Annotated in this window: 10 protein-coding genes; all 10 read right to left on the bottom strand. The window is 35.0% G+C overall.

What is annotated here, in order from left to right:
* Nucleotides 1-190 precede the first annotated feature (190 nt).
* Nucleotides 191-1012, bottom strand: coding sequence for a purine-nucleoside phosphorylase (locus tag BM212_RS02005; RefSeq protein ID WP_072694684.1), 822 nt, complete (start codon nucleotides 1010-1012; stop codon nucleotides 191-193).
* Between the two features lie 34 nt (nucleotides 1013-1046).
* On the bottom strand, nucleotides 1047-2216 hold the full coding sequence (deoB, locus tag BM212_RS02000; protein ID WP_091895794.1) for a phosphopentomutase: 1170 nt from the start codon (nucleotides 2214-2216) through the stop codon (nucleotides 1047-1049).
* A gap of 56 nt (nucleotides 2217-2272) precedes the next feature.
* Entirely contained in the window at nucleotides 2273-3181 is a 909-nt protein-coding gene (xerD, locus tag BM212_RS01995; RefSeq protein WP_091895791.1) for a site-specific tyrosine recombinase XerD, read from the bottom strand.
* Nucleotides 3182-3187: 6 nt separating this feature from the next.
* Nucleotides 3188-3652, bottom strand: coding sequence for a Fur family transcriptional regulator (locus tag BM212_RS01990; RefSeq protein WP_072694681.1), 465 nt, complete (start codon nucleotides 3650-3652; stop codon nucleotides 3188-3190).
* A gap of 107 nt (nucleotides 3653-3759) precedes the next feature.
* Nucleotides 3760-4632 carry a CvfB family protein gene (locus BM212_RS01985; RefSeq protein WP_072694680.1) on the bottom strand — a complete coding sequence of 291 codons (873 nt, stop codon included), beginning with the start codon at nucleotides 4630-4632 and terminating at the stop codon, nucleotides 3760-3762.
* Between the two features lie 198 nt (nucleotides 4633-4830).
* Nucleotides 4831-6588, bottom strand: a complete 1758-nt coding sequence (pyk, locus tag BM212_RS01980) for a pyruvate kinase (RefSeq protein WP_091895788.1) — start codon at nucleotides 6586-6588, stop codon at nucleotides 4831-4833.
* Nucleotides 6589-6688: 100 nt separating this feature from the next.
* Nucleotides 6689-7651: a 6-phosphofructokinase gene (pfkA, locus tag BM212_RS01975; RefSeq protein WP_072694678.1), complete on the bottom strand. Its 963-nt coding sequence runs from the start codon at nucleotides 7649-7651 to the stop codon at nucleotides 6689-6691.
* 240 nt (nucleotides 7652-7891) lie between these two features.
* Nucleotides 7892-11203, bottom strand: coding sequence for a DNA polymerase III subunit alpha (dnaE, locus tag BM212_RS01970; protein WP_245750914.1), 3312 nt, complete (start codon nucleotides 11201-11203; stop codon nucleotides 7892-7894).
* 25 nt (nucleotides 11204-11228) lie between these two features.
* Entirely contained in the window at nucleotides 11229-13844 is a 2616-nt protein-coding gene (gene clpB, locus BM212_RS01965) for an ATP-dependent chaperone ClpB (RefSeq protein WP_091895785.1), read from the bottom strand.
* 91 nt (nucleotides 13845-13935) lie between these two features.
* On the bottom strand, nucleotides 13936-14274 hold the full coding sequence (locus tag BM212_RS01960; protein WP_072694676.1) for a metal-sulfur cluster assembly factor: 339 nt from the start codon (nucleotides 14272-14274) through the stop codon (nucleotides 13936-13938).
* Nucleotides 14275-14340: the final 66 nt, after the last annotated feature.

The following is a 14340-nucleotide window of genomic DNA, read 5'->3' as shown; positions in this document are numbered from 1 at the left end:
GCATTAGCTATCCAATTGTTTTTAATTACCTGTAAATGAATTTATTACTCATGACAATAATACAGATATCTATTGTAAAAATCAAATTGCCTTGATGTTTCTATATTTAATATACTTTCTGAAAAAAAGATAAAGATGAAAAGTGTTCATCTTTATCTTTTTACATTATTAAATTTTAGCGAATACTCGATTAGACTTTTGAAACAAAGTCTTTAACTAAAGATTTGAATGACTCTTTTACTCTTGTAGTTACTTCAACTACTTCAGCATGATCAAGGTTGCTTTGCATTCCTGCAGCATAATTCGTGATACAAGAGATTCCGGCAACTCTTAATCCAGCATGATTGGCTACTATAACTTCAGGAACTGTAGACATCCCTACAGCATCTCCACCTAGTGTGCGGATCATCTGAATTTCTGCTGGCGTTTCATAAGTAGGACCTGTCAATCCAAAGTAAACCCCTTCTTTAATAGCTAAATCACTTTCTTTAGCACATTCTTTGATCAATTTCTGGTATTCATTATCATAAGCTGCCGTCATATCAGTGAATCTTGGTCCTAGAGTAGATTCATTTTTTCCTATTAATGGATTTGCCCCAGTGAAGTTAATATGGTCTGTAATAATCATAAGATCTCCTGGATTAAAGGAAATATTGACTCCGCCAGCAGCATTTGTTACGACTAATGTTTCTACACCTAAAGCTTTCATGACTCTAACAGGGAAAGTAACCGCCTGAAGTGAATATCCTTCATAAAAATGGAATCTTCCTTGCATTGCTAAAACCATTTTCCCACCTAGTTCTCCGTAAACAAGTTGGCCTGCATGACCTTCCACTGTGGAAACTGGAAATCCGGGAATTTCTTCATAAGGAATTGCAATTTGATTTGCCGCTTCGTCAGCCAGTTCTCCAAGACCTGATCCTAAAATCAGACCAACAGTTGGCTTATCAATTCCTTTACTCTTAAGATAAACAGCAGCTTTTCCAATACTATCTAAATACTCTCTATTCATATCTATATTCTCCTTTAATTGATACTTTATACCATTACTTTAAATCTGATAAGATACTTGTACCAAATCCGGTACTTTTAACATTAAAATTATCTGCGATTGTAGCACTGATATCGGCAAAGTATCCTTGTGGTAAAGCTCCATTGCTTTTCATACTAGGTGAATAAAACAATACTGGTACAAATTCTCTTGTATGATCGGTACCAGGATGAGTTGGATCATTTCCGTGGTCTGCTGTTATGATCAATAAGTCATCTTCTTCAAGCATACTTAGTATCTCCGGAATTCTTGCATCGAATTCTTCTAAAGCTTTAGCATATCCATTAACATCTCTTCGGTGACCATATAGTGCATCAAAATCTACAAGGTTAGTAAAGCTCAATCCATTAAAATTTTTTTTCATGACTTCAAGCAGCTGATCTACTCCATCCATGTTAGATTTCGTACGAACCATTTCAGTGATTCCTTGGCTATTAAAGATATCATCAATTTTCCCAACCGCTATGACATCTTTTCTGTCTTCTTTAAGAGAATCTAAGACTGTATGTCCAAAAGGGCTAAGAGCATAGTCATGTCGATTACTTGTTCTAGTGAAATTCCCTGGCTCTCCAATATAAGGTCGTGCGATGATTCGACCAATCATATACGGATCATCTTTTGTTATTTCTCTTACGTATTCACAAATCTCATATAATTCTTCTAGAGGAATTATATCTTCATGTGCTGCAATCTGAAGAACAGGATCAGCAGACGTATAAACGATTAAATCACCTGTTTTCATCTGATGTTCGCCATATTCATCAATGATAGCTGTCCCAGAAGCTGGTTTATTCGCAACAATTTTTCTCCCTGTATGCTTTTCAATTTGCTGAATCAGTTCTTCAGGAAACCCATTTGGAAATACTCTGAAAGGTGTTTTTATATGAAGACCCATTAGTTCCCAATGACCAGTCATTGTGTCTTTACCGACTGATTTTTCTTCCAGCTTAGTATGGTATCCAATACTCGTAGGAGTTGCTTCAACACCTTTAATCTTATCAATATTTCCTAATCCTAAAGTTTTGAGATTAGGCAGATCCAATTCAGTATTTTCAGCAATGTGACCTAATGTGTGGGCACCCTCATCGTTAAATTCCTTTGCATCTGGCGCTTCTCCGATACCTACTGAATCCATAACGATTAAATGAATACGTTCATAACTCATGTTAATTCCTCCAATGATAATTTTTGTTTTTAGCTGATTAATTAAATGAAAATATGTTACGCTCTAGGATGATAAGCATCATAAACTTCCTTTAAGCGGTGTTTAGTAATGTGTGTGTATATCTGTGTAGTTGAGATATCTGAATGTCCTAATAGTTCCTGTACTACTCTAAGATCCGCTCCATTCTCTAACAAATGAGTAGCGAAGGAGTGTCTTAAAGTATGTGGGGTAACATTTTGCTTTATACCTGCTTGTTGGACCATCTTTTTAATTTTCTTCCAGACACCTTGCCTGCTGAGTTGTGTTCCTCTTAAATTCAAAAAAACAAAAGGAGAAGTCTGTACTGATTTCATTTCTAATTTCGGTCTGCTATACTCTAAGTAATATTCTACCCATCTGATTCCTTGTTCCCCGATCGGCAAGATTCTTTCTTTGTCTCCTTTACCAATCGTTTGAATCAACTTCATTGAAAGATGTAGTTCCTCTAGCTTCAAATTTACTAACTCTGAAATTCTTATTCCCGTAGCGTACATAACCTCCAATATTGCCCGATCTCTTATCCCAATCTTATTAGATGTATCAGGTATTGATAATAAGATATCAATTTGATTTGTAGAGATTACTTTTGGAAGCGTCTGAGCTTTTTTAGGTGTCTCAATATAGAGCATAGGATCTTCTTTAGATAAATTCTCCTGTTTTAAAAACTGATGAAACCTGCGTAAACTTGAGATCATTCGGATAAGAGAATTATCAGACTTGAGTCCGTTTTTCTGATTTTCTAAAAAATTCAAAATAATATATCGATTAATTTCATCCCATGAATTAATTTTTTCTTGATCCAAATAGGTAATATACTGATTCAGGTCTCGTTGATAACTTTCAATAGAATTTTTAGATAGTCCTCTTTCGATCTTTAAAAAAATCAGATATTCTTCTAATGCTTCTTTTTTTAATTCTACTGACACAGTACATTACCCCTTGTTTTGATCATCAGCCTCTTCAATACATTTCTTGCACAGACCATGAAAAGTCAGTCGGTGATCTTTTATTTTAAAGTGATAGCTTTTTTCTACTTCTTTTTCCACATCTATAAGCATATCTTTTTCAACTTCATCAATTTTCCCGCAATTCAAACACAACAGATAATGATGCTGATGCTGACGATCATTATCATTTACATCATACCGAGAAATGCCATCTTGAAAGGCAATTTTATTTATAATGTTTAATTCACTTAACAATTCGAGAGTGCGATAAACAGTTGCTAATCCTATACCTGAATTTTCACTTTTAACTTTCAAATATATTTCTTCTGCACTTAAGTGTTCATTATCAAGTAAAACCCTTAAAATATCTTCTCTTTGAGAGGTTAACTTATAACCTGCTTTATAAATTTTCTGTTTAACTTTTTGGATAGTAGTATCTGTTTTTTCCATAGCTGTCCCCTTAGAATAAAAACGATTATAATCTATTTTCAAAACGTCCAATTAATTATAATCAGTATAATCTAGAAAAGCTTAAGATACAACCTTCCGCTATAAAACTAAGCATTATCTGTTTGACTTTCTTTTATTAACTTAGTTCCTGTAGCATCTTGTTCAATCAGGTTCTGTTTCAGTAACCGACCTAGCGCACGCTTGAACTGTCCTTTACTGATGCCAAAATGATTTTTGATGGATTGTGGATCACTTTTATCATTATACTCAAACTTCTGATCTGGAGATCGTCTTAATACTTCAAGTAACATTGCTGCATCATCATCTAATACTTCATGAGCTCTTGGCATCATCGATACATAATATACGCCATCTTCTCTCAACCCTATTATACGTCCATTGACTAACTCACCCAATCTTGGTTCTCTTTCCCGTTCTGATGGATGAATAAAGCCAACATAATTATCTTCCGTATAAAAATAGGTTCCACTTTTTTTCATTCTAAATGTATGTCCACTTACATTCAGATTATGCGATTCTTTTAATCCAGGCTTAGAAACCGCATAAAAATCTTCTTCTTCAGCTAGTTTACCCCACATACGATCTTTTTCATCAACCACTACAGTAACATATAGTCTATCACCTTTTTTCGGCCACAAATGTCCTTCATTTGGAAGATCATCTAATGAAATAACCAAGTCTTTATTTTTCCAGTTTACATTTACAAAAACACCCAAACTACGTTTAACATCTATAACATCTCCCCAACCAAAATTTCCAACTCTGACTTCAGGAATTTCCAAAGAAAATAATTGATTGCCCTCTTTGTCAGTATAGGCAAAGCCTTCGATCGTTTGTCCTAATGTTAAATCGATTGAATTTTCTGATACTACTTGGTAAGTTATTCCATTATTTTGAACAAATGTCACTTTATTATTCTTATCCGTCACCATACCCGTTATTACTTTACCCGTATTCATTTATTCTCACTCCTTTTTTTATAGTAATTATGAACTTTAAAAGAAAAACGATGAGATATAATCTTAGAGAAAGTTATTGTTACTATCTCAGATAAATCATGACTATCTGAAATTCAACTTATTCCAAGATTTATATTATCTCATCGTCAAATTCATTACTACAAAACTTAACCCACTCAAATTATGGTTTAAGTTAAATTAAATTGCTGTAGTTGCTCCACGGTAAATAATACCTCGACGAGCATCTACTGTAATTAATTCGTCTTGTACGATTAGTTCAGTTGCGTTTTCTGCTGACACAACTACTGGAATACCCATTGCTATTCCAATTACTGCAGCGTGTGAAGTTAATCCACCTTGTTCCACAACGATAGCAGCAGATTTTTCAATTGCAGGTAAATAATCTTTATCAGTATTTTGAACGACTAAAATACCACCTTCAACAGCTTTTTCATTAGCTTCATCAGCTGAAGAAGCTACGATTGCTTTGCCGATAACTGATTCTGATCCAACACCTTGACCGCTAACCAGTTTAGAACCGATCAATTGAATTTTCATTACATTAGTTGTTCCACGTTCTCCGACAGGAACTCCAGCAGTAATAATAATCAAGTCGCCTTCTTTAGCATAGCCTTTTTCCATAGTAGTTTGAGTTGCTAAATTAAACATGTCATCTGTTGATGTCGGTTTTTCAGCGATTGTTGGAATAACGCCCCATTGAAGAGATAATCCACGTGCTGTCTCTTCTGAGAAAGTTACTGCTAGAATATCAGCTTTTGGACGGAATTTAGAAATCATACGAGCAGTATGTCCAGATTCAGTTGCTGCTACTATTGTATTGATTTTCAAGTTACGAGCAGTATGTCCAACTGCTTGTCCAATCGCTTCAGTCATATCTCCCTGATCATAAGATTTAAGTGCATATGCATCTTGTCCTACTAAAGCAGCTTCAGTGCGCATCGCTATATTATACATTGTTTGAACAGCTTCTTCAGGATAGTCTCCGGCAGCTGTTTCTCCTGATAACATAATTGCATCAGTTCCATCAAAAATTGCATTTGCAACATCGGAAGCTTCTGCACGTGTTGGACGCGGATTAACTTGCATCGAATCTAACATCTGAGTAGCTGTAATAACTGGTTTTCCAGCGGCATTACACATACGAATCATTTGTTTTTGAACAATTGGTACTTCTTCAGCTGGAATTTCCACCCCTAAATCTCCACGAGCAACCATTAAACCATCAGCTATTTTAATGATTTCCTCAAGGTTATCTACACCTTCTTGGTTTTCAATTTTAGGAATAATTTGTACGTGAGTTTTTCCAGCTTTTTCTAAAACTTCTGTAATTTCAAGTACATCAGATGGACGACGTACAAAAGAAGCAGCAATATAATCAATATCATTTTCTAATCCGAAATTAATATCATTTCTATCTTTTTCAGTCAAACCAGGAAGATTTACAGAAACACCAGGTACGTTAACCCCTTTTTTATTTTTAAGGTCACCAGTATTAAGTGCTGTAGTAATAATTTCCCCTTTATCATGATCGATATCTGTCACTTGCAAGTTGATTAAACCATCGTCTAGTAAAATACTTGATCCGGGATTTACATCATTAATCAAATCTGCATAAGTCACTGAAAATTTCTCAGTAGTTCCTTCAACTTCAGTCATTGAGATACGAATGGTGCTACCTTTTACGATTTCAATTTTACCGTCTACCATATTTTGAGTTCTGATTTCAGGACCTTTAGTATCTAGCATGATCGCAATTAGTTTATTTGTTTTTTCAGCTGCTTCGCGAATGTTTTTAATACGTTGTAAGTGTTCAGCATGATCACCATGTGAAAAATTCAAACGAGCTACGTTCATTCCAGCTTCCATTAATTTTGTTAAAGTTTCTACCGATTCACTTGCCGGTCCAATAGTACAAACAATTTTTGTCTTTTTCATAAAAAATAACTCCCACTTTCATTTTATGTTTTTTAGATAATATAAAGAAATGTTTAGATCCCCTGATAATCTTTCCCACCATTATAGCGTAAGCTTATTATCAGCTCGAGATTTCTTTGTTCAGTTTGTACAGGTCTAGATTTGGCTTGTGCTTCATATTATCTAATGTATCTACAATATCATGTGCTACGATTTTTTCGTTTCTAAGACCCAAACATAATCCGCCTTTATCCGCTTTAAGGTACTCTACAGCTCCTGCGCCAAACTGACTTGCTAACACACGATCTCTTGCTGTAGGTGATCCTCCACGTTGTACGTGACCAAGAACAGTTACACGGACGTGGAAATTATCGATTGCATCTAATTTTTCAGCAAACTCTTTTCCATCCATTACACCTTCAGCTAGCACAATAATCGTATGTTTTTTACCTTTTTCTCTACCTTCACGAATATTATCTGCTACTCCAGTGATATCAAATCCCTTTTCCGGAATAATAATTTGTTCTGCTCCACTGGCTACACCTGCCCATAAAGCAATATCTCCAGCATCTCTACCCATAACTTCAATAACAAACGTTCTGACATGAGAAGTAGCTGTGTCTCTAATTCTATCTAATGCATCTAACACTGTATTAATCGCTGTATCAAATCCGATAGTATAATCGGTCCCAGGAATATCATTATCAATCGTTCCAGGAAGACCGATACATGGATAGCCGCGCTTAGTTAAAGCATATGCTCCACGGTAAGAGCCATCTCCACCGACAACTACTAAACCTTCAATACCGAAACGGTTCAATTGCTCGATTCCTTTCAATTGACCCTCTTCAGTTGCGAATTGAGGATATCTTGCTGAATATAAGAAAGTCCCCCCTCTTTGAATGATATCTCCTACGTCTCTACGAGTCAATTTTCGAATGTCTCCAGCTACCAAGCCTGCAAACCCATAATTGATTCCATAAACTTCCATACCTTCATATAACGCTTTTCTTACTACAGCACGAACAGCAGCGTTCATGCCTGGAGAATCTCCACCACTTGTTAGAACTCCAATACGTTTCATATCAATCTTTCACCTCTAATACATATTTTAAAAACTATAATATTATGACTATAATATACTTCTGATGAATCAATTGCTTCGGAACAATTTTGAAAGCTCACAAGTGAACACATTACATCCACTTATAATTGCCAAAATCTATCCTTGCATATTCATCTAGTTTCCATACAAATATTATTCTATCACTTTTTACTATTTATGTCTCTTAAAAATGGTAACTAACTCAGTTTTTCTAACATTTTATTGCAAAACAACCTGTTTTTCACCTAAAATCTCCTTTAATTCTGCTACTACTTCTTTAGAGCCGTCAATAGAGTAGGCTTTTTTTAACAAATGCTTTTGATCTGTGCTTGCATCAAAGATAACAACGGAGACTTCCCCGGGATGCTGTCGAAGAATAGACTGAACATTTCGGAACACTTCTTCATTATCTTTAATCGATTCAAATTTCAGATATAATATTTCTTTTTGCTTTATCTCTTTTAATTCTTTTGTATTCTCAATTTTTCTTACTAAGATTTTAACTCCTTTTTGATCACTTTCTACTTTACCTTCAACCAAAATAGCATCACCTTTAGAAAGATGTTTAATATACTTTCGATGTTGTTCTGGAAAAAGGGTTAAAGAGCATGACCCAGTTTGATCCGTCAATTCGACAAAGGACATTGGTTCTCCTTTTTTGGTCTGAATAGTTTTAATTCCTTTAATTGTACCAATAAACTTCATCGTTCGATTTGTTTTTGCATCTGCTATAAAATCAGCCTTAAACGCTTCTCTGTATTTATTATATTGTTCACTGGGATGGTTAGATAAATAAAATCCTGTTACTTCATATTCCTGATCCAATTTTTCTTCAAGAGGAAGATCCTCAACGATTTCTATTTTGGGTGCTAATGATTCAAAAAGTTCCATATTACCATTACTCATATTGACACTATTTATTATTCCATCAAGCGAATGTATAATTGTTCCTCGATTATGAATCAATCGATCAAAAGTTCCAGCAAAAACGAGTGGTTTTATATAAATTTCTTTACGCCATTTATTCTCTAACTTCCCAATAAAATCAATAATATCTTTGTATGGTCCAGCTTCTTTTCTGATTTTATAAATAGAATAAACTAAATCTCTTCTTAGACCTTTAATAACATCCAATCCAAACAGAATCGTTCCATTATACAAAGAAAAGGTATAATTACTCATATTAATATCTGGCCCAATCATTTCAACGCCACGCTTTTTAGCCTCTATTACATACTCTTGAAGCTTGGTTTTATTGTTAGAAGAAGCTTTCATTAGTGCTGCATAGAAGGCAGCTGGGTAGTGTACCTTAAAGTACGCTAACTGATAAGCTACCATTGAATATGCTACTGCATGAGATCGATTGAATCCATAATTTGCAAATTGTTCTATATAATGATAAACATTTTTTGCTGTTTCTTCTGTATATCCTTTTTGTGTAGCCCCCCTTATAAACTGTTTGCGACCTGTATCAATCTCATTTCGGATTTTCTTTGAGATTGCCCGGCGCAGCATATCAGCTTCAGCTAAAGAGTAACCGGCTAATTTAGAAGCTACTTTCATAACTTGTTCCTGATAGACCATAATGCCATACGTAACATCTAAAATCTCTTCAAGATCATCATGTGGGTACACAATAGGTTCATTCCCTTTTTTTCTGGCAATAAAGGTATCAATCTGTTCCATTGGACCTGGTCTATACAATGCATTAACTGCTACAACATCCTCTATATCTGTAGGCCCCAGTTTGCGCAGGACTCGTTTAATGCCAGGCGATTCGAATTGAAAAACACCATTAGTGTCCCCATTTCTGAAAAGTTGAAGTGTTTCATAATCATTTAACGGTATATTCGAAAGAGAAAGTGACCGATTTGTCTGAGTACTAGCAAACTGAATACAATCAGATAATATAGTTAAATTCTTCAGTCCAAGAAAATCCATTTTCAGCAATCCCACTTTTTCTACATATGACATAGTAAATTGTGTTAGAGAAAGCTCTCCACTTCCTAATTGTAGCGGGACAGAATGTATTAATGGTTCATCAGATATAACTACCCCTGCAGCGTGAGTGGAAACATGCCTTGGCAATCCTTCCAGTTTTTTTGCTGTTTCATAAATTTTTCGGTTCTGATCTGATTCTTTTATCAGACTTTGTAGTTTAGAAGACTCTTTAAATGCTTTTGCCAATGTCATACCAAGACTTGTCGGAATTGCATCTGACCATCTTTTTAAATCCTTGGTCGTCAATCCGAAAACCCTTCCTGAATCTCTGACAGCCATTTTAGCTGCGAAGGTTCCAAAAGTAGCGATTTGTGCTACATGTTGATTTCCATACTTCTTATTAACATATGCTAGCATTTGTTCTCTTTTATTGTCTGGAAAATCTAAATCAATATCGGGCATTGAAAATCGTTCTTCATTCAAAAACCTTTCAAATAACAGACCGTATTTTATAGGATCCACATCCGTAATATCTAGAACGTAAGAGACTAAAGATCCAACAGCTGAACCTCTTCCCGATCCAGTAATTATTTTCTGGCTATGAGCATACCTCATCAGATCCCAGACAATTAAAAAATAATCAGAAAAGCCCATTTTTGAGATGATTGCTAATTCTTTTTCAAGTCGATTTTTATACTCTAAAGTAACCTCACCGATTTTTTTATCTACTGCTTGCCAGCAGAGTTCAGATAAATATTCATCTGTTTCTCTACCATTAGGAATTGGGAATTTAGGTAAGACTGGTTTTCCTAGCGTTATATTGATCGATATTTTTTCGGCAATTTGATCAGCTGTTTCAGCTAATTTTATCAATCCCGCGTTTTCATATTGCTTTGTTCTCTCCCTAGCGCTTAAAAGACTCTTTTCTTGTTCCAGGTCTTTATTCATGTCTATCATTTCATTTGCTCCGATGGTTCTTAAAACATCTGTCGCAAAAGCATCTTCTCTATCTAAATATTCAACAGCATCAAAGGCCACAAGCTCGATGTTAGTGTGTTTAGAAAGTTCAATTAACTGCTCTTGAATACTTAAAAGTGGTGTTTGAAATGCATAACCTAAATATAATTCTTCAAAAACTTCACTATATTTATACAGTATTTTTTCAGCATTTTCAAAGTCGCCTGCTAGTAAAAGTTGTTCTACTTCACCGTTGGCTCCAGGAGTAATTGCAATAAGCTGACTACATTCGTTTTTTAAGAAATCCAAAGCAATTGCTTTTTCTTCAGTCATTATTTTTGTTGATAGTTTTATCAGTTCTTTAAAGCCTGTTTCATTTTTCGCCAGTAATACAATGCGGGCTTCTTTAGTTTCCTCATTTAGTGACTCGATATCTAGTGTTAATCCTAAAATAGGATTCAGTCCAGCTTTTAAAGATTTTTCATAAAACTCAATTGCTCCATAAAGAACATTGTGATCAGTAAGAGCAATCGATTTGCAGCCACGTTCTTTGGCTGCTTTAACAAGTTTGTCGATAGTGATTGTACTTTTTAACAAAGTATAAGTACTCATAATCTGAAGTTGTGTCTGCACTGATGCTCTCCTTCCTTCTTTTCATCTAAAAAGACAAATATTCAGTATCAGTTGTTTTGAAAGTCAAATGATCATCTTTTACGTCGACTTCGATCGTTTGTCCTTTTTTGATAGTATTGCCAATTATCATTTTAGCGATCGGAGTTTCAATCTCATTAGTTAGATATCGCTTAATTGGGCGAGCTCCAAATGCTGGATCATAAGCTTTCTCAGCTATCCAGCTCTTAGCTGCTTCAGTCAGAGAGAGTGCATATGAATTTGCAGTTAATCTGATCTCTAGATCCCCAACTAATTTATCGACAATTTTTATCATGCTTTGTTTAGTAATCGGTGAGAACAAAACAATATCGTCTAATCGATTTAAAAATTCTGGTCTAAAGGAGTCAAATAATAACTCTTTTACTTTTGCTTCCGTTTTAGAATTGATTTCACCTTCTGAAGATGTCTCTTGCAATAGTAATTCAGAGCCAATATTGCTCGTTAAAATCAGGACCGTATTTTTAAAATCTATCAACTGTCCTTTCGAATCGGTCAATCGTCCTTCATCTAGTACTTGCAGAAGAATATTGAAGATATCGGAATGTGCTTTTTCGATTTCATCAAGTAAAATGATTGTGTAAGGATTATTACGAACAGCTTCTGTCAATTGTCCACCTTCATCGTAGCCAACATATCCTGGTGGCGAACCAATCAATCGGGACACACTGTGCTTTTCCATGTATTCACTCATATCTAACCGAATCATCTGATCTTGTGTGTCAAAAAGGTTTTGAGCTAATGTTCTAGCTAATTCAGTCTTCCCTACACCAGTTGGTCCTAAGAATAAGAATGATCCTAATGGGCGGTTTGGATCCTGTATACCTGCTCTGGCACGAAGAATAGCATCTGTTACAGCATCAACAGCTTTATCTTGACCGATAACTTGTTTCTTCATAGATTCATTTAAATTAAGCAGTTTTTCTCTTTCGGATTCAACTAATTTATTTAATGGAATACCTGTTATTCGGGCAACAACTTCGGCCATTTCATCTTCAGTAACGGTTTCTTGAACTAGCTTATTCTCCGAAGCTCTATTTGTTTGATGTATTTGCTCAAGCTCTACTAGTTCCTTTTCAAGTAACGGAACAGTACCATGCTTCAATTTAGCTGCTTCCTCTAAGTTATACTCTAATTCTGCTTCTTCAAGTTTGCGTTTTGCTTGATCAATTTCAGCTTTTTTATCCTGAATATCTTGCATTGATATTTTTTCTTTATTCCATCTCAGTGACATAATTTCTACTTCTTCACGAATTGAAGCAAGTTCGTGCTGGATGGTAGCTAATCGATCTTTACTTTTTTCATCTGTTTCTTCTTTTAATGCTTGTTCTTCAATCTCCAGCTGCATTTTTCTGCGCGTTAGAAGATCTAATTCATTAGGCATTGAATTCATCTCTACTCTTATTGTTGCACATGCCTCATCTACTAGGTCAATAGCCTTATCTGGCAAAAATCGATCTGTCATATATCGACTAGACAGTTGTACTGCTGCAACCAATGCATTGTCTTGGATATTCACTCCATGATGAATTTCAAACCTTTCTTTCAAACCTCTTAAAATGCTGATAGATTCGTCATTGGACGGCTCATTTACTATTACCTTCTGAAATCTTCTTTCTAGCGCTTTGTCTTTTTCCATATAGTTCCGATATTCATTAATAGTCGTTGCGCCGATGCAATGGAGTTCGCCTCTAGCAAGCATGGGCTTAAGTAAATTTCCGGCATCCATACTACCTTCAGTTTTACCAGCACCTACAATTGTATGAATTTCATCTATAAATAACAAAATATTCCCTTCACTATTTTTAATTTCTTTCAGTACTGCTTTTAAGCGTTCTTCAAATTCACCTCTATATTTAGCACCTGCAATCAGTGCACCCATATCTAGCGAAAAAATTTTTTTGTTTTTCAAATTTTCTGGTACATCATTTCTAACGATTCTTTGAGCTAATCCTTCGATTATGGCCGTTTTACCAACGCCAGGTTCACCAATTAAAATGGGATTGTTTTTCGTTTTACGAGAAAGGATTCTAATAACATCTCTTATCTCATCATCTCTACCAATGATAGGATCTTGATTTCCTTCCTTAACTTGTTTAACCAAATCAATAGCATATAATTCCAACGATTGATAAGTAGATTCCTGGCTAGCGCTCTTCACTGATTCTCCACCTCTCCATTCAGATACTACTTCTCGTAATTTTGCTTCAGACATCCCCAGCTTTTGCAAATACTTTTTAAGTGGATGATTTGGCTGTTTCATTAAAGAAATCAATACAACATCTACTGAAATATATAAATCTTCAAAGTCAGAGGCAATCTTTTCTGCATCTTGTAGTAACTGGAATAATTCACGTGACATTTGTGTTCCATATTGAACAGACGTTCCTTGAACTACTGGTATTTTATCAATTTCATTTTCGACATTTTTCAAAAACAAATTAAGATCTATGCCCATCTGTTCGTATATTTTATACGCCAAATGATCTGGCTGCAAAAAAATTCTCCATAAATGAGGAATATCTATTAATTGATGAGATCGAACTTTAGCAATATTCTGAGCGCCAGAAATTGCTTCCTGCATTGCAATCGTGTATTCTGTCATAATAATCTCCTTTTAATACATAGACACTTGCACTTTATCTAATAAAAAAGAATCGAGTAAGTAAATACAAACTCAACCCTTTCCAGAATTTTTAACGAATACCTAGAGCAATTCGAGCATAGCGGCTCATTCTTGATGTATCCCACGCTGGATACCAGACAAGCTTAACATCTGTTTCAGTAATCTCCGGTACAAATTTCATGGCATTTAAAATATCTTCTGTAATGACATCCGCCAGAGGGCATCCCATAGTAGTCAATGTAATCTTTACTTCACAGTATCCCCCATTAAATACATTTACTTCATATACAAGACCAAGATTTACGATGTCAATTCCTAGTTCCGGATCAATCACTTGTTCCAAATTTTCCATTATTCGGTTTTTAATATCTTCAATTTCCTCTTCAGACCAAACTTTTTTTTCTGACATAGTTTTTCCTCCTTAGGTGAACGGCTTCATAATTATCATAGCAAATACCTGAAAGTTTTCTAAAAA

It is taken from the genome of Marinilactibacillus piezotolerans, from assembly GCF_900114235.1.
GTDB classification, from domain to species: Bacteria; Bacillota; Bacilli; order Lactobacillales; family Carnobacteriaceae_A; genus Marinilactibacillus; species Marinilactibacillus piezotolerans.
This window is presented reverse-complemented; position numbering and strand designations above follow the sequence as displayed.